This window comes from Chloroflexota bacterium (genome assembly GCA_040902225.1).
Classification (GTDB): domain Bacteria; phylum Chloroflexota; class Limnocylindria; order QHBO01; family QHBO01; genus CF-167.
The window spans coordinates 714810-731376 of the sequence record JBBDXT010000004.1 but is presented as its reverse complement, the minus strand read 5'-3'; the positions used below and the strand labels follow the sequence as shown (position 1 = coordinate 731376).

General features: G+C 69.3%; 15 protein-coding genes. 9 read left to right on the top strand and 6 right to left on the bottom strand.

All coding sequences use genetic code 11. From position 1 onward, the window contains the following. Positions 1-7: 7 nt before the first annotated feature. The 8 genes from WEB29_05930 to WEB29_05895 all read left to right on the top strand — a co-directional run bounded on the left by WEB29_05930 (position 8) and on the right by WEB29_05895 (position 8066). Complete coding sequence (locus WEB29_05930) at positions 8-1672, top strand: ribonuclease J (GenBank protein MEX2136488.1); 1665 nt, start codon at positions 8-10, stop codon at positions 1670-1672. A gap of 76 nt (positions 1673-1748) precedes the next feature. Then, entirely contained in the window at positions 1749-4034 is a 2286-nt protein-coding gene (locus WEB29_05925) for a DNA translocase FtsK 4TM domain-containing protein (GenBank protein ID MEX2136487.1), read from the top strand. Beyond that, positions 4031-4738, top strand: a complete 708-nt coding sequence (locus WEB29_05920) for a helix-turn-helix domain-containing protein (protein ID MEX2136486.1) — start codon at positions 4031-4033, stop codon at positions 4736-4738. Before WEB29_05925 ends, WEB29_05920 begins: the two co-directional genes overlap by 4 nt. Positions 4739-4805: 67 nt before the next feature. Next, positions 4806-5294, top strand: coding sequence for a YajQ family cyclic di-GMP-binding protein (locus WEB29_05915; GenBank protein MEX2136485.1), 489 nt, complete (start codon positions 4806-4808; stop codon positions 5292-5294). Then, the gene (locus WEB29_05910; GenBank protein MEX2136484.1) at positions 5291-5797 is read left to right on the top strand and encodes a CinA family protein; all 507 of its coding nucleotides are present in this window, start codon (positions 5291-5293) and stop codon (positions 5795-5797) included. Before WEB29_05915 ends, WEB29_05910 begins: the two co-directional genes overlap by 4 nt. Further along, positions 5797-7227 (top strand): UDP-N-acetylmuramate--L-alanine ligase, encoded by a 1431-nt coding sequence (murC, locus tag WEB29_05905; protein MEX2136483.1) that lies wholly within the window; start codon positions 5797-5799, stop codon positions 7225-7227. Before WEB29_05910 ends, murC begins: the two co-directional genes overlap by 1 nt. Continuing rightward, positions 7224-7622: a hypothetical protein gene (locus tag WEB29_05900; protein MEX2136482.1), complete on the top strand. Its 399-nt coding sequence runs from the start codon at positions 7224-7226 to the stop codon at positions 7620-7622. Before murC ends, WEB29_05900 begins: the two co-directional genes overlap by 4 nt. 198 nt (positions 7623-7820) lie before the next feature. Continuing rightward, entirely contained in the window at positions 7821-8066 is a 246-nt protein-coding gene (locus WEB29_05895) for a hypothetical protein (GenBank protein ID MEX2136481.1), read from the top strand. Here the strand turns inward: WEB29_05895 and WEB29_05890 are convergent. Then, entirely contained in the window at positions 8034-9041 is a 1008-nt protein-coding gene (locus WEB29_05890; GenBank protein ID MEX2136480.1) for a pyridoxal-phosphate dependent enzyme, read from the bottom strand. The genes WEB29_05895 and WEB29_05890 overlap by 33 nt on opposite strands. 8 nt (positions 9042-9049) lie before the next feature. Continuing rightward, positions 9050-10369: a GTPase HflX gene (gene hflX / locus WEB29_05885; GenBank protein MEX2136479.1), complete on the bottom strand. Its 1320-nt coding sequence runs from the start codon at positions 10367-10369 to the stop codon at positions 9050-9052. Between the two features lie 134 nt (positions 10370-10503). Between hflX and WEB29_05880 the strand changes: the two genes are divergently transcribed. Continuing rightward, a complete protein-coding gene (locus tag WEB29_05880; protein ID MEX2136478.1) occupies positions 10504-12147 on the top strand; it encodes a bifunctional diguanylate cyclase/phosphodiesterase in 1644 nt (547 codons plus the stop codon). Positions 12148-12155: 8 nt separating this feature from the next. Here the strand turns inward: WEB29_05880 and miaA are convergent, their stop codons facing one another. The 4 genes from miaA to WEB29_05860 form a co-directional block, all read right to left on the bottom strand. Then, a complete protein-coding gene (miaA, locus tag WEB29_05875) occupies positions 12156-13082 on the bottom strand; it encodes a tRNA (adenosine(37)-N6)-dimethylallyltransferase MiaA (GenBank protein MEX2136477.1) in 927 nt (308 codons plus the stop codon). Continuing rightward, positions 13083-13892 (bottom strand): TIGR00282 family metallophosphoesterase, encoded by an 810-nt coding sequence (locus tag WEB29_05870; protein ID MEX2136476.1) that lies wholly within the window; start codon positions 13890-13892, stop codon positions 13083-13085. It lies immediately after the preceding gene. Then, entirely contained in the window at positions 13889-15418 is a 1530-nt protein-coding gene (rny, locus tag WEB29_05865) for a ribonuclease Y (protein ID MEX2136475.1), read from the bottom strand. Before rny ends, WEB29_05870 begins: the two co-directional genes overlap by 4 nt. A 152-nt stretch (positions 15419-15570) precedes the next feature. Next, positions 15571-16524: a TIGR03560 family F420-dependent LLM class oxidoreductase gene (locus tag WEB29_05860; GenBank protein ID MEX2136474.1), complete on the bottom strand. Its 954-nt coding sequence runs from the start codon at positions 16522-16524 to the stop codon at positions 15571-15573. Positions 16525-16567: the final 43 nt, after the last annotated feature.

Here is a 16567-nt window from a genome sequence, read left to right as displayed (position 1 = left end):
GAGCACCATGCCAGACACTCTTCGCATCATTCCGCTCGGCGGGGTGGGCGAGGTCGGCAAGAACATCACCGTCATCGAGGCGGCCGGGGAGATCCTGGTCGTCGACTGCGGACTTGCCTTCCCGGAGCCGGAGATGCTCGGGATCGACCTCGTCATCCCGGACGTGACGTACCTGCGCGAGAACCGCGACCGGGTCCGAGCCATCCTGCTGACCCACGGGCACGAGGACCACACCGGTGGGCTGCCCTACGTCCTGCCGCAGATCCCCGGCACCCCGATCTACACCAGCCGCCTGACCGCCGGCTTGGTGACCGGCAAACTGAAGGAGCACAGGCTGCTGGGCCAGACCCGGCTGGAGGTGGTCGAGCCGGCGGTCGAGTTCCGCATCGGCGCCTTCGCCATCACGCCATTCCGCGTCAACCATTCGATCCCGGACGGGATGGGCTTCGCGATCAAGACCCCGCTCGGCTCGGTGGTGCATACCGGCGACTTCAAGTTCGACCACACCCCGCCCGATGGCCGCCGCGCCGACCTTGGCCTCATCGCCGAGATCGGCAATCACGGCGTCGAGTTCCTCCTCTCCGACTCGACACGGGCCGAGCGCGAGGGCTACACCCTCTCCGAGAAGACGGTGGGTGACTCGCTCAACCAGCTCGTCCGGGAGGCGAGCGGGCGCGTCATCGTCGCCACCTTCGCGAGCAACATCGGTCGCGTGCAGCAGGTGCTCGACGCCGCCTGGGCCAGCGGCCGGAAGATGGTGGCGCTGGGGCGCAGCATGGAGCAGAACATCGCGATCGCGCTCGAGCTCGGCTACCTGGACCCGCGCGACGGGACCCTGAGCGGCAAGGACGGGCTCCAACGCCTCCCCAAGGACAAGCTGGTGGTCATGACCACCGGCTCGCAGGGTGAGCCGATGTCCGGCCTGACCCGGATGAGCAACCGCGACCATCGGAACATCACGATCGAGCCGGGCGACACCGTCATCATCTCGGCCTCGCCGATCCCCGGCAACGAGGAGGCGGTCGCCAAGACGATCGACAACCTCTTCAAGGAGGGGGCGATGGTCCACTACGAGCCGCTGGTGCACTGCCACGTATCTGGCCACGGCTCCCGCGAGGAGCTGAAGCTGATGCTCGGCCTGGTGAAGCCGCGGAACTTCATCCCGGTCCACGGCGAGTACCGGATGCTCGTGCAGCACGGGCTGCTGGCCGAGGGGGCCGGCGTTCCGGTCGACGGCATCTTCGTACTGGAGAACGGCCAGGTGGTCGAGTTCGACGGTACCCGGGCGCGGCTGGCCGGCTCGGTTCCGGCCGGAGCGGTCCTGGTCGACGGCATCGCCGCCATCGATGGGGTCGACGGGGTCGTGCTGCGTGACCGCCGCGCCCTCGCCTCTGACGGCGTGGTGATGGTCGCCCTCACTGTCGACCGCGCCACGGGGCAGGCCGTCTCGGGCCCCGACCTGGTCGGGCGCGGTTTCCTCTCCGATCCGGACGATCCGGTCATGGCGGCCGCCTGCCAGCACCTGACCGAGGCCCTGCTGCAGCCGGTTGCGGACGCCCATGCCGCCGAGGTCGGCTATCTGAAGACGAAGATCCGCGATACCCTCTCGCGGTACTTCTTCGAGCGCACCAAGCGACGGCCGATGATCCTGCCGATCGTGATGGAGGTCTGACGGACCAGTGACGAGGCGACGCTCGAACGGCTCGCGGCGGCGCTGCAGCTCGCGTCGCCGCAAGGCCTCCACCACGGTGACCATCAGCGGGCGGGTCGCGCGCGAGGTGCTCGCGCTCGTGCTCGTGGTGGCCGCCGTGATCAGCACCATCGCCCTCTTTGCGCCGGACGCCGGGCTGATCGTCAAGCCCTGGCACGATGCGCTCTCCTTCCTGCTCGGCTGGGGGATCGCATTCGCGCCGGCGCTGCTGGCCGGCTTCGCCTTCATGCTCTGGCTCAAGACCATGCCGGCCGAGCGCTGGATGGCGGCCACCGGCGCGGCGATTCTGTCCATCGGCCTGCTGGGCATGTTCCACCTGACGGGCGGCAACGGTGCCGATGGGGTGAACCGCGGTGAGGGTGGGGGAGCCATCGGCTTCGCCGCGTCGGCCGCGCTGAGCGGCGCGATCGGCGCCGCCGGGGCATGGATCGTGCTGGGCCTGATGGCGGTCGTCGGCCTGCTGCTCTATTTCAACATGACGATCGGCGACCTGGTGGCGGCCTGGCTGCGGCGGCGCGACGAGCGAGTCGAGCTGGCGGAGCTGGAGGCGCGGCGAGGCGCTGCCGATCCCCGCACCCGGCTCGAGCCGGCCGTCGGTGCCTTGCCTGGGCAGCGCGGATTGCTGGACCGGGTCCGGACCGCCCTGGGTGGGGGAGTGGACGCCGACGACGAGCCGCTGATCCTGCGTCGCGCCCGGCCACCGGAGAGCGCCGCGCCTGCGTCGCGCCCGCGCGAGATGCCATTTCCGATCGGGGAGGTCGAGCCGGCCCAGGCCGTGCCGATCACGGTCGACGAGCTGGAGAGCGAGGAGACCGCGCACCTGGCGGAGGTTGAGCACCACGAGGTGGCCGATGCCGCGCTCGAGGTCACCATCCGCACCTGGGACCTGCCAGAGGTTTCCCTCCTGGACGACGCCCCGGCCAGCAGCGCCGCCCAGCTCGACCTGACCGCCAAGGGCCAGCGCATTCGCGACACGCTTGCCCACTTCGGGATCGGGGTCAAGGTTGCTCGCATCCAGGAAGGGCCGGTCGTCACGCAGTACGCACTGGACGTGGAGCCGGGGATCAAGCTTTCGCGCATCGAGGGCCTGGCCGACAACCTTGCACTCGATCTCAAGGCCCGCAGCATCCGGATCCAGGCGCCGATCCCGGGCGAGCCGTACGTCGGGATCGAGATCCCGAACAGTGCCTTCGACCTGGTCACGCTCAAGGAGGTCCTCAGCTCCCCGAACTTCGAGGAGGCGTCGGGACGCAGCAGGCTCGCCTTTGCACTGGGCCAGGATGTCGCCGGCCAGCCGTTCAGCGCGGACCTGTCGCGCATGCCGCACCTGCTGATCGCGGGAGCGACGGGATCGGGCAAGAGCGTGTGCGTCAACGCGATCATCTGCTCGCTGCTGATGCGCGCGTCGCCGACCGAGGTGAAGCTGATCCTGATCGACCCGAAGCGGGTCGAGCTGGCCCAGTACAAGGGGATCCCGCACCTGCTGACCGAGGTGATCGTCGACAACGACAAGTCGGTCAACGCCCTGAAGTGGACGGTCGGCACCATGGAGAGCCGGTATCACGAGTTCGCGCAGCGCGGCGTGCGCAACATCGCCGGCTACAACGAGGCGCTGCGTCCGGGTGAGCCGCGGATGCCGTACATCGTGATCGTGATCGACGAGCTGGCCGACCTGATGATGGTCAGCGCCTACGAGGTGGAGGCCACCATCACCCGCATCGCGCAGCTGGCGCGGGCCACCGGCATTCACCTCGTGGTCGCCACCCAGCGTCCATCGGTGCAGGTCATCACCGGCCTGATCAAGGCCAACATCCCGTCGCGCATCGCGTTCGCGATGACCAGTGGGGTGGACTCGCGCACCATCCTGGACACGGTCGGGGCCGAGGACCTGCTGGGACGCGGGGACATGCTGTACCAGCCGATCGACGCACCTCGCGCCGTCCGCCTGCAGGGTGTCCTCGTCACCGATCACGAGATCGAGACGGTCACCCGACACTGGCGCGCGCAGGGTGGCCCGCAATACCGTCCCGAGATCACCGCCCCCAAGCGTGATGGCAAGGCCGGCGGGCGCCCCGGCGAGGAGGATGACGAGGGGGACGCCCTGCTCACCGCGGCGGTGGACATCGTTCGCCGCTCGGACAAGGCATCGGCCTCGCTGCTGCAGCGCCGCCTGCGGATCGGCTACGCCCGCGCAGCCAGGATCCTCGACCAGATGGAGGACCGTGGCATCGTCGGCCCGGCCGACGGGAGTCGCTTTCGCGAGGTCCTCGTCACGCCCGATGGATGGGGAGGCGAGGTCAGTCCCGGCGAGGACGGGGAGTGACGGATCGGGAACCCACCAAGCTCGGCACCGTGCTGCGGACCGCGCGTGAGGCGAGGTTCATCGACCTGGCTCGCGTCGAGCGGGACACGAAGATCCGGACCCGCTACCTGGCGGCCCTCGAGCGCGGCGATTACCGCGACCTTCCCGAGCCGATTTACACCCGCGGCTTCCTGCGCAACTACGGCCTGTACCTGGGCCTCGACCCCGAGTACCTGATCGACCTGTATCGGCTCGAGAGCGGAACCGCGGTCGAGCGGCCCGCAATGCCGGCCGTGCGGCGGCCGATGGCGGCGCGCCAGGGCCGATCGCTGGTGGTGAGCTCCGGCGCCGTGGTGGCAGCCATCCTGACCCTGCTGGTCGTCGCTTTCGTGGTCTACCTGGTGGGCGAGTTCGTCACCTTCGCCGGCACTCCCGACCTGCGCATCTCCGACCCTGCTGCCGATGTTGCGGCGTGGGAGGACACGGAGTACACGATCCGCGGGGTCACCGAGCCAAATTCCACCATCACCACCGATGGGTTGCGACAGAACCCCAGCACCACGGCCGATGCCGAGGGCGCGTTCAGCGTCCGCGTCGGCCTCGTTCCGGGAGTCAATGTCATCACCCTCGTCGCCAACGACCCGCTGACCGGTCGGGACAGCGCCGCAGTCCGGCGCACGATTACGGTGGTGGTGCCAAGCCCAACGCCCAGTCTCCTCCCGTAGCGGGAGCGACGGGCGGAAGCGGGCCAGAGGGACGAAGATAGGGGAGCGGGACAAGCAGGGAGGCGAGATGGCCGATTCTTCGTTCGACGTGGTGAGCGACTTCGACCAGCAGGAGCTGGTCAACGCGCTCGACCAGGTGCGTCGCGAGGTGGCGACGCGCTACGACTTCAAGGGCGCGAAGGTCTCGCTGGAGCTCGGCAAGGACGAGATCACGCTGCATGCCGACGACGAGTTCCGTGCAGGCTCGGTCAAGGATCTGCTCGAGACCAAGGCGGTGCGTCGCGGGCTTTCGCTCAAGGTCTTCGACTGGGGCAAGCTCGAGCCGGCTGCGGGCGGCACCGTGAAACAGCGCATCGGGCTGCACCGCGGACTCACCTCGGAGCAGGCCAAGGAGATCGCAAAGATGGTACGCGAGCAGTTTCCGAAGGTGAAGCCCGCCATCCAGGGCGACGCGGTGCGCGTGTCCGGCAAGAGCAAGGACGAGCTGCAGGGGGTGATCACCCACCTGCGCGGCCTCGACTACGCCGTCGCGCTGCAGTTCATCAACTACCGATGAGTCCGCCCAGCGAGGCCGAGCTGGCTCGCCTGGGTGCTCAGCTGGGGGACGCCCTGCGCGCACGGCATTGGCGCGTGGCGACCGCAGAGTCGTCGACCGGCGGCCTGATCGGGCATGTCATCACCATGACCCCGGGCGCCAGCGACTACTACGCCGGTGGCGCGATCTCCTACTCGAACCTTGCCAAGGAGCTCGCGCTGGGCGTCCCGCGGGAGCTGATCGAGGCACACGGGGCGGTCTCCGAGGAGGTGGCGGCCTCCATGGCGGTGGGTGCGGCGCAACGCTTCGATACCGATGTGGGGATCAGCGTCACGGGGATCGCCGGCCCAGAGGGAGGCAGCGACCGCAAGCCGGTGGGAACGCATTACCTGGGCGTGGTCCGGCGTGGCCACCCGGCCCGCGTCGAGCACCACGTCTTCGTCCACGATCGCGATGGCAACCGGGCCGCCGCCGCCATGGCGTCGCTGGAGCTGGCGCTCGACGAGGTCTCGGTGGCGGGCTGATGCGCGCCGGCGAACGGATCCACCTCATCGGCATCGCCGGCTCAGGGGCAGCGGGGGTGGCGCTCCTGCTGCATCACGCGGGAGCCCGGATCGACGGCTGCGACGCCGATACCCCCTCTCCGTATACACCCCCCCTTGATGCTGCCGGCATCCCGGTCATCATCGGCCACGACCCCTCCCACCTGGCCGGGATCGAGCGGGTGGTCATCACGCCCGCCCTCCGTGCGAGTCCCGATCTGCCCGAGCTGCTCGCGGCGCGAGCCGCGGGCCTCCCGGTCGTCACCTGGCAGGCGATGCTGGGGGAGCTGATGCAGGCCGAGGGCCGCATCGGCCTGGCCGTCACCGGCACGCACGGAAAGTCGACCACCACCGCCCTGCTGGGCCACCTCCTCGAGGTCGCTGGGATGGATCCGACGGTCGAGGTCGGTGCCTTCATCCCTGCCTGGGGCGCAAGCGTCCGGCTTGGCGCGGGAGCGCCGTTCCTGGTCGAGGCCGACGAGTTCGGCGACAACTTCCTCAACTACCGCCCGGCCGGCGCGATCGTCACCAACGTCGAGATGGACCACCCCGACTACTTCGCCGATCGTGAAGCGGTGCTGGCCTCGATGGAGCGCTTCGTGCGCGGGATGGGGGAGGATCAGCGACTTGGCGGCCGTCTGCTGCTCACGACCGCCGCGGACAGCGGCTCCCAGGCGCTCCTGGAGCGCCTCGAAGGCTGGGAAGGCCGGATCGTGCGGTATGGGCCTGGCGGGGAGATCGAGGCGCGTGACGTGGCCTATGCCGGCGGGGGAGCGACATTCACGCTTTTCGAACACTCGTTCGCTTCACCCCTGGCGGGGGAGCACAACGTCCTGAACGCGACCGCTGCATTGACGTTGGCGCAGGAGCTCGGTGCGCCGCTCGATGCGCTGGCCGAGGGGCTCCGGACATTCCGTGGAGCCGGACGACGCATGGAGCTGATCGCCGATACTGCCGGCGTGATCGTCTATGACGACTACGGGCACCATCCGACCGAGGTCCGCGCCACGCTGGCCGCCATGCGCCAGAAGGTCGGTGATCGGCGGCTGTGGGCGGTCTTCGAGCCCCACATGTACTCCCGCACGGCGCTCTTCCTCGACGAGTTTGCTCATGCATTCACCGATGCCGACGAGGTCGTCATCGTCGACATCTTCGCCTCGCGCGACACCGATGCGTCGCTGCGCGCCACCTCCGCCGAGGCCTTGGCCGATGCCATCGAGCGGACCTCTGCGGTGTCGACCATGGCGGGGGGTGATGTCGCAGCGGCCACCGCGTACGTGGCCCAGCACCTGAGCCCGGGTGACGCGGTGCTGGTGATGGGGGCGGGGAAGTCGTACCAGATCGCCCAGGGGCTCAAGGCGGCCCTGGAAGGTGGCGTGCTGACCCCGTCCCGCAGCCTCTCCGACCGGTGAGCGGATCCCGCCCCGTCTTCGTTGGCGCGCTGCTGGCTCTTGGAGTGGCCGTCCTGCAGGAGGCCCTCGTGCGTCTGGTCGAGGCATCTGGCGCTCGCGATCAACCGGCGGTGATTCTGATCCTGCTGCTTGCGGCGTTCCTCGGGCTGCTGACCGCGGTCGCGGTGCGCGCCATGCGCCTGCCGGGCGCCGTGGCGCCGACGGTGCTGGTGATCGGCTGGATCGTGGTGCCGCCTCTCCTGAAGGCGGTCCCGATAGCCGCCACGCAGTACTTCGCCAACGATGCCTCGCTCACCGCGCCGGATGCGGTGGCCCTGGCCCTCGCCGTGCTGGCGGCCGCGGTTACCCTTGGGGTCCAGGCCGAACCGCTGAGAGCCCCTAGGGCCCCTCGCTGACGATCGAATCGCCACCGAACACGAAGGGCTCCGCGATCTGGTAGGCGTCTGCGCGCTTGTTCCACGCCTCGGAGCCGATTCCCGTGGGTAAGGTCACATAACACTTCTTTGCGGAAGTCTAGTGATAGGACGAATGGATACGATTCTCCGCCGGTTGGTGGATACGGCGCAGCGCGATGCGGCCGTAGTCTGCGGGACATGAAACATTCATCGCTCTGGGTCCTGATGGCCGGTAGCCTCGGCGCCGGCGTGCTGATGGCCTTCGGCGGCGCCGCTGCAGGCAGTGACATCGGTCACCTGGCGGCAGGATATGGCCTGCTCGTCATCGGCAGCTCGCTCTTCCTGGGATTCGGCCTGGCGATCCAGGCGCTGGTTCAGAAGGCTGTCGCTCGGCCAGACCGCGAGGTCCGCTCAGCTTCCTCGGCCCTCGGGCACCGCGTCTAGCTCATCCCCGCCATCGGGCGAGCCACCGGAGGCCAGGTTTCCTCCCGTGACAAGCACGCCGATCGCTCCGGCCGGCGGCTCAGCCGCACGAACGCCTGCCCATGCAGCGCCGGCTGCCGGCTCGACCGTGGTCGGCACGGCGAGGGACATCTCGCGCGTCGCCGCCACGATCTGATCGTCGTCGACCAGCAGCATCTCGTCGACCACCCCCGTCATCAGCTGCAGCGCCGCGGGCACGGGGACCCGCGCGGCGATCCCATCGGCAATCGTGTCGGCTCTCGGCGTCTCGATCGGGCGTCGTGCGCGCCATGACAGCGTCATGGCCGGTGCCCCCGCAGCCTGCACGCCGATAACGCGCGTGGCTGGTGCAGCCGATCGAAGCCAGGTCCCGATCCCTGCGATCAGGGCTCCGTTGCCGACGGGGACGTAGAGCCGATCGAGTGCCGGCAGGTCGCCGCCCGCTGCCGCGTCGGTGAGCTCGAGCGCGATGCTGCCCGCCCCGATCGAGATCCAGGGATCCTCGCCATCGATCAACAGGTGCCAGCCCGTGTCCGTCGCGAGATCGGCGGCAGCCAGGCGAGCGGCATCGAAGTCCTCCCCCACCATTCGCACATCAGCGCCCAGGCGTCGCATGGCCGCCAGCTTGCTGGGAACGGCGTTCGTCGCTGAAAGGACGATGACCGGTATGGACATCGCCCGACCGGCGTACGCCACGCCCTGCCCGAAGTTCCCAGCCGACGCGACCACCACGCCTTGACGCTCCCCCACCTTCCCGGCCGACACCAGCGCAGACATGGCCAGCCACGTTCCGCGTCCCTTGAACGACCCGATCGGATTGGCGGTCTCCAGCTTGACCACGACCGGGACGCCGAACTCCTCGCTCAGCGGCTCGGAGATGAACTGTGGCGAATCGCGAAATGCGCTCGGGATACGCCGATGAGCGGATCGGATCGCGTCGGCGGTGACGGCGACCATCAGGCGCGTCAGCGACGCGATCGGTGTCCGTTGGCTGCCGCCCGCCGGGCGTCGGGCGCGGCGCGCTGCACCTCCGCCGCGATCGCATCGGGGAGGTGTCCGGACAGGCGAACCCCGTCGTCGGTGATGCGCTCGGCGACGTCACCGGCCACCCTGGCACGGGCGACCAGTTCGCCGCGGGACCACGGCACCACCGCGTCGACCGCCACCATCTGGTCGCGCAGCAGCCCGCCGACCCGCTCGAGCAGCGGCTCGATCCCCTCGCCCGTTGCCGCGCTCACGAAGACGGCGCGGTCGCCCGCCGGCATGTTGGCGGCGCGAAGGCCGGGCGCCAGCAGGTCGATCTTGTTGAAGGCGACGATACGCGGCTTCTCACCCGCTCCCAGCTCGTCCAGCACCACCTGCACGGCCTCCTGCTGAGCCACGAAGTCCAGATCGGAGGCGTCCACAACCTCGATCAGCAGATCGGCGCGCAGCACCTCCTCGAGGGTCGCGCGGAATGCCTCGACCAGGTCATGCGGCAGCTTGTTGATGAAGCCGACGGTGTCGGTGACCACGATCCGCTGGCCGGACGGCAGGGTCACGCGACGGCTGGTCGGGTCGAGGGTTGCAAACAGCATGTCCGCCACGAACAGGTCCGCCGTGGCCAATCGGTTCAACAAGGTGCTCTTGCCGGAGTTGGTGTAGCCGACCAGGGCAACCGTGGCGACCTCGGACCGCTCGCGCTGGCGCGCCGCGGTGGCCCGCTGCCGCTTCACGTCCTCCAGCTCGGTGCGCACCTTGCGGATCTTGTCCCGGATCAGCCGTCGGTCCGTCTCGAGCTGACTCTCCCCCGGTCCCCTGGTTCCAATCCCGCCGCCGGTACGAGACAGGTGCGTCCACAGCCGAGTCAGTCGCGGCAGGTGGTACTCGAGCGCGGCCAGCTCGACCTGGAGCCGGCCCTCGCGGGTGGTGGCGTGCCGCGCAAAGATGTCGATGATCAGCGCGGAGCGGTCGAGCACCTTGCAGTCCAGCAGCTCCTCGAGGGCGCGTTGCTGGTTCGGTGCCAGCTCGTCGTCGACGATCAGCAGGTTAAAGCCGGTGGCCGCCTTCTCATCGGCGAGCTCCCTGGCTCGACCCTTGCCGAAGTATGAGCTCGGATCGGGATGCTTTCGCCGTTGCGAGGCGCTCCCCACGACCACCGCACCCGCCGTCTCGGCCAGGGCAGCGAGCTCGGCCAGGCTGCGCTCGATCGGCCAGCGACCGTCGCCCGGGTCGTCCAGGCCGATCAGGAAGGCGCGCTCTTCGGGTGCAGTGAGGTCGGTGAAGGAGGGGTGGTGTCTCGGCATTCGGAGGCCAATGGTAGCCGAGCTCCCGAAGACGGCCGTTGGCCCGATGGTGGCAGGAGGGTACTTATTGGCTACGGCGCAAGGCAGGTCGATCTGCGATACATCCTTCACCGCTTCCGGCACAGGAGGACTCGGTGAACGATGCGAGCGTGCAGCCCGAGGGCAGCACGAAGCCAGGCGTCCCGTCGACGGCGAGCATGGCGGTGCGGATGCTGATCCCGCTGACTGCCGGCGCCGCCGCGAGCATCGCCGCTGAGACCCTGCTCACCGTCACGCTGCCCAACAGCCTGGTCCGCGTCGCCGCCAGTGTCGGGATCGGGGCCTGCCTCTCGGCCTTTGGGCTGGCGATGATGCTGATTCGACCCCTCACCCGCTCCCGCGCCGACCTGCAGGTCCGCTACCAGGAGGCGGTCGCGGAAGCGCTGCGCGACCCGCTGACCGGGCTGGGGAACCACCGCGCCTTCCAGGAGGAGCTCGACAGCCAGATCGCGAATGCGACTCGGTACGAGGTCCCAGTCGCCCTGGTGCTGATCGACCTCGACGACTTCAAGCAGATCAACGACAGCGCCGGCCACGCCGTCGGCGACCAGCAGCTTGCGTCGTTCGGCAGGCTGGTGGGGTCGGTGCTGCGCAAGGTGGACCGGCCCTTCCGGATCGGTGGCGACGAATTCGCCCTGCTCCTGCCACACACCGATGCCGAGGCCGCCCACATCGTGGCACGGCGCCTCCTGGTCTCTGCCCTGCAGCCCAACGTTCGCGATCCGAAGATCAAGCCCCTCTCCTTCTCGGCAGGCATCTCGTCGTTGCCCAACCCGGCAACGACCCGCACCCAGCTCTACGCGCAGGCCGACACCGCCCTCCATGCCGCCAAGCGCGCGGGCCGTACCGAGGTGCTCGTCTTCGATCCGGCCGCGGAGATCGCGGCCAATGCCGCCAGCACATCGGCCGCCATTGCGGTGGTGATCGAGCAGAACCTGCTGCGGCCCGTCTTCCAGCCGATCGTCGATCTCGTAACCGGCGGGACGCTTGGCTACGAGGGTCTCATCCGGCCGGTACCCCCGGCGCCGTACCCAGATCCGGCGAGCCTCTTCGCGGCGGCCGAAGAGAGTGGGCACGTGGTGCCGCTCGACCTCGCCTGTGTGGAGGTGATCGTGGCGGCCGCCGCGAGGATGCCCAAGGAGCTGTTCCTGAGCGTCAACATGTCGCCGCGCACGATCGAGGCGCCTGAGTTCAGCGCCCCCGCCATGCTCAATATCCTGGCCCGCTACGATTTTCCGCCCGATCGGCTGATCATCGAGCTCACGGAGCACCAGCCGATCGCTGACCTCGAGCGCGTGCGCCACAAGCTCGACACCTGCCGGAGCGCCGGAATGCGCATGGCGGCCGATGATCTCGGGGCCGGCAACTCGGGCCTGCGGCTCCTGAGCGACCTGCACTTCGACGTCGTCAAGGTCGATCTGGGCCTGATCCAGCGCAGCTCGACCAGCGCCCCGTCGAGCGCGGTGGTCGAGTCGATCGTGGCCTTTGCCACCCGAACCGGCGCACTGGTCATCGGCGAGGGGGTCGAGCACGAAGAGCAGGTCGCGCAGCTGACCGAGCTGGGGGTCACCGCCGCGCAGGGCTACCTGTTCAGCCGGCCAGGACCGCTCCCCGACTGGGCCGGCGAGATGCGCCTGATGCGAGCCGCCGACCGCCAGACCCGCCCCGTCGCAGGCGCGGAGGACGCCGACCTGGACGCCTGGCGGCGCAAGATCGGACTGGCGACCCCCACCGCCTAGGCCCGCCGCTAGGGCAGTATCCCCTCCAGCAGCCGCTCCGCCTCCGCGAGGAGTGCCGGGTCGTCGCCGGGCGCGTCACCGGCCTCGAGCCAAACGATGCGGCGATCCCGCCGAAACCAGGTCCGTTGCCGCTTGGCATATTGCCGCGTGCGGCGTGCCGTGACAGCCACCGCCTCCTCGAGCGACCACTCCCCCGCCAGGTAGTGAGCAGCCTCGCTGTACCCATGTCCGGTGAGAGGCGCCTGCCGCGCATCGTGGCCGGCCTCGATCAGATCACGCACCTCCTCGACGAGGCCATTCTCGAAGAGCCAGCGCGCGCGCTGGTCGATGCGTCGATTCAGGACATCGGTCGGCCGGTTGACGCCGATCAGCACGACCGGCCCTGCCCACGGTCGCGCAGCTGGCGGGATGGTGCTCCCGTCAACGGCGGCGTCGACGCGTTCGAGGGCCCGCGCCACACGGCGGGGGTTGCGCAGGTCGGTCCTCGCCGCGCTCAATGGATCGATCGCCCGCAGCCAGTCCGCGAGCACGCCGATCCCGGTCGCGGCCAGCTCCTGACTCAGCCGGGCGCGGTACTCGCGACGTGGCGCCGCGCCGAAGGTGTACCCGTCCAGCAGGGCGGTCAGGTACAGGCCGCTGCCACCGACAAGCAGCGGCAGCCGGCCTCGAGCACTCACCTCGGCAACCAGGCGCCGCGCCTGGCCGGCCCATGCCGCGACGCTGAACGGTTCTCCGGGCGCCACCAGGTCGAGCAGGTGGTGCGGGACCGCGGCCCGTGCCTGCGCATCGGGCTTGGCCGTCCCGATATCCATTCCGCGGTACACCTGGCGCGAGTCGGCGACCAGGATCTCGATCGGGAATCGCGCGGCCAGCGCCAGCGACAGGTCCGTCTTGCCCGAGCCGGTTGGGCCGACGATGGCCGCAATCGGTCCCAATCAGACCTCGATGAGTCGCTGCAGCTGCGTGATCGACGTGGCGCGACCGGTCCCCCGTTCGGCTTCGATCACCACCGCATTGAACGCCACCGGCCCATCGGCCACCGCGAAACGGGTCGGAAGGTGGGTCAGGAAGCGCGGCAGCACGGTCTCGAGCGAGAAGCCGATCACCGAGTCGCGGGGGCCGGTCATGCCGACGTCGCTGATGTAGGCGGTGCCCTTGGGCAGGAGGCGGGAGTCAGCGGTGGGCACGTGGGTGTGGGTGCCCAGGACGGCGGTCACGCGGCCATCGAGGTACCAGCCCATGGCGTTCTTTTCGCTGGTGATCTCGCAGTGGAAATCCACGATCCGGAGGGGGGGCAGCGGCTCCGCCGCCCCGTCGAGCAGGCTGTCCATGGCGGCGAAGGGCGAGTCGAGCTGATTCATGAAGACGCGACCCATGACGTTCACGACCGCCACCCGGTCACCGTCGGGCAATACGTGCAGCAGCCAGCCCTTGCCGGGTGCGTCATCGGGATAGTTGAGCGGGCGCAGCACCGGCCGGCCGCTATCGAGGTAGTCGTAAATCTCGCGCTTGTCCCAGATGTGATTGCCGCTGGTGATGACGTCCACACCATTGGCAAACAGCTCCTCGGCGAGGCTCGGAGTCAGGCCGGCGCCGGCCGCCAGGTTCTCGCCGTTGGCGATGACCAGGTCGAGATCGAGCTCGCTGCGCAGATCACCGAGGCTGCTGACGACCGCCAGCCGCCCCGGCTTGCCGATGATGTCGCCGATGACCATGCACCGCAGGAGCGCGGTGCGGTCGGTCATCGCGCGTAGTCGACCGCGCGCGTCTCGCGGATCACGGTCACCTTGATCTGGCCGGGATACTGGAGCTGTTCCTCGATCTTCTTGACCACGTCACGGGCCAGGCGGCTGGATGCCATGTCATCCATCTCCTCGGGCCGGACGAGGATCCTGATCTCACGGCCGGCCTGGATGGCGTAGCAGCGCTCCACCCCGGGGAAGGCGAGTGCGATCTGCTGCAGGTCGTCGAGCCGCTTCACGTAGTTGTCGAGGGACTCGCCGCGGGCCCCCGGCCGAGACGCGCTGATGGCGTCGGCGATCTGCACCACCGTCGCCTCGGTCGATTCCTGCTCGACCTCCTGGTGGTGCGCGGCGATGCAGTTGCAGACGACGGGGTTGACCCCGTAGCGCTTCGCAATGTCGCCGCCGATCAGGGCGTGCGGCCCATCGACCTCGTGGTCGATCGCCTTGCCGATGTCGTGGAGCAGTCCACCCTTCTTGGACTCGGGAATGTTGGCGCCGATCTCGGCGGCCAGCAGACCGCTGAGGCGTGCGGTCTCGACGCAGTGGTTCAGCACGTTCTGGCCATAGCTGGTCCGGTACTTCAGTCGGCCGAGCAGCTTGATCAGCTCCGGATGCAGGCCCGGCACGCCGGCGTCGTAGGCCGCCTGCTCGCCCGCCTGGCGCATCACGACCTCGATCTCGGCGCGGCACTTGGCCACCGTCTCCTCGATCCGGCCGGGGTGGATGCGTCCGTCGCTGATGAGCTTGGTGAGGGCCATGCGGGCCACCTCGCGACGGACGGGGTCGAATCCGGAGAGGACCACCGCCTCCGGTGTGTCATCGATGATGAGATCGACCCCGGTCGCCTGTTCGAGGGCTCGAATGTTGCGGCCCTCGCGGCCGATGATGCGACCTTTCATCTCCTCCGACGGGAGCGGCACCACCGTCACCGTTGCCTCCGAGGTGTGGTCGGCCGCGATGCGCTGCATGACGGTAGTGAGGACGCGACGGGCGTGCTCCTCGCCCTCCTCCACGGCGTGGCGCTCGATCTCGCGGACGTGCTGGTGCGCCTCTGCCTGCGCCTCGTCCACGATCAGCTGGATGAGGCTCTGGCGCGCCTCTGAGGCGGTGAGGCCACTGACCCGCTCGAGCTCGACCAGCTGCTGCTGCTGGAGCTCCGCCAGGCGCGCCTTCTCGGCGTCGATGTCGCGTTGCCGCTCCTCGAACGCCACCTCGCGTCGTTCGAGCGATTCGACCTTGCGATCCAGGGCTTCGGCACGATCGAGCAGGAGGCGTTCCTGGCGTTGCAGGTCGGTGCGCTTCTCGCGCGCCTCCTCCTCCGCCGCACGCTGCACCTTCAGGGCGTCGTCCTTGCCCTCGAGGACGATCTCCTTCTGCTTGGCCCGCGCCTCGGCCATCAGCCGCTCGGCATAGCCCTCGGCGTGCTTGACGCTGTTTGCTGCCAGGAAGCGACGCGACAGGTATCCAATTGCGATCCCAACGACGAGGGCGGCTGCTGCCGCCACGACGACGGTACTGTCAGGCATCGGCTCCTCCACTTGTGGAGCCCCCGTGGGCGCTCGCGCCGCCTCGCTGCGCGTGTCAAATGCTCATCACGATCGCCAGTCCCTGCCTTCCATCGGCTCGGAGACTGAAGTGGCGAGTGTAGCGCAAGCGGCGTCGGCCGACCTCCGACGGGTCAGCCGGCGGCGATGCGGCCGAGCAGCGCGACCATCTCGAGGTCGCGGGGCAGGAAGTCCTGGAGCATGACCCGCTGCGCTCCCGCGGCTCGAAGCGCCTCGATCGTCTGGCGCGCGGCATCAGGCGTACCGATGATCCAACGCCCCGTCCGCTCGCGGAGCCACGCCTCGGCATCCTCACCATTGCCGCCGAGCATCGCGATCTGCTGTTGCACACGCTCCCGGAGGTCGCCCGCCGTCTCGGCCACCAGCACTCCGACCATCGCCGAGCGGACAACCGTCTCGGGATCGCGCCCGAGGTCGGCGCAGGCCGCCGCGATGCGGGCATAGGCCTCACGCAGGCGGTCGGGAGTTGCCGATTGCCGATTGAATTCGTCGGCCCAGGTGGCAACCAAGCGAGCCAGGCGAGGACCGCCATCCCCGCCCAGGATCAGGTGCGGGTGTCGCTGGCCTGAGAACGTGGGCCGGGGTCGCAGCCGAGCGTTGCGGACCTGCCAGTGCTGGCCGTCGTAGTCCCAGCCATCAGGCTCGGTCCAAAGCCCATGCAGGATTGCCAATGACTCCTCCAGCCGGTCATACCGCTCCCGCAGGGGTGGAAACGGAATCCCGAGCTCCTGGTGCTCCTCCTCGTTCCAGCCGGCGCCGATCCCCACCTCGACGCGCCCGCCACTCATCTCGTCGACGGTGGCGACCACCTTGGCGAAGCTGCCGGGAATGCGGAACGTGACCGGCGAGACGAGTGACCCGATCCGGATCGTGGAGGTGTCGCGGGCGAGGCCGGCAAGGGTGGCCCAGGCATCGGTGGTCGGTCCGTCGGCCGGGCCCGCGAAGGAACCGTAGTGATCGGAGCGGAAGAAGGCCTGCAGCCCGGCCGCCTCGGCGGCACGCGCCAGGGCCAGGATCTCGTCGTAGGTCAGCCCCTGCTGGGGCTCCGTCATCAGTGCGAAGCGCATGACCGCAGGGTAGCGCGATGCGGCGTCTGGTTGTGCCGCCAAG

What these genes read in the sequence shown, in the direction of transcription:
- WEB29_05930 (MEX2136488.1), top strand. Translation starts at nt 8, where the DNA reads ATGCCAGACACTCTTCGCATCATTCCGCTCGGCGGGGTGGGCGAGGTC.
- WEB29_05915 (MEX2136485.1), top strand. Translation starts at nt 4,806, where the DNA reads ATGGCCGATTCTTCGTTCGACGTGGTGAGCGACTTCGACCAGCAGGAG.
- WEB29_05910 (MEX2136484.1), top strand. Translation starts at nt 5,291, where the DNA reads ATGAGTCCGCCCAGCGAGGCCGAGCTGGCTCGCCTGGGTGCTCAGCTG.
- murC (MEX2136483.1), top strand. Translation starts at nt 5,797, where the DNA reads ATGCGCGCCGGCGAACGGATCCACCTCATCGGCATCGCCGGCTCAGGG.
- WEB29_05895 (MEX2136481.1), top strand. Translation starts at nt 7,821, where the DNA reads ATGAAACATTCATCGCTCTGGGTCCTGATGGCCGGTAGCCTCGGCGCC.
- WEB29_05890 (MEX2136480.1), bottom strand. Translation starts at nt 9,041, where the DNA reads ATGGTCGCCGTCACCGCCGACGCGATCCGATCCGCTCATCGGCGTATC.
- hflX (MEX2136479.1), bottom strand. Translation starts at nt 10,369, where the DNA reads ATGCCGAGACACCACCCCTCCTTCACCGACCTCACTGCACCCGAAGAG.
- WEB29_05870 (MEX2136476.1), bottom strand. Translation starts at nt 13,892, where the DNA reads ATGACCGACCGCACCGCGCTCCTGCGGTGCATGGTCATCGGCGACATC.
- rny (MEX2136475.1), bottom strand. Translation starts at nt 15,418, where the DNA reads ATGCCTGACAGTACCGTCGTCGTGGCGGCAGCAGCCGCCCTCGTCGTT.
- WEB29_05860 (MEX2136474.1), bottom strand. Translation starts at nt 16,524, where the DNA reads ATGCGCTTCGCACTGATGACGGAGCCCCAGCAGGGGCTGACCTACGAC.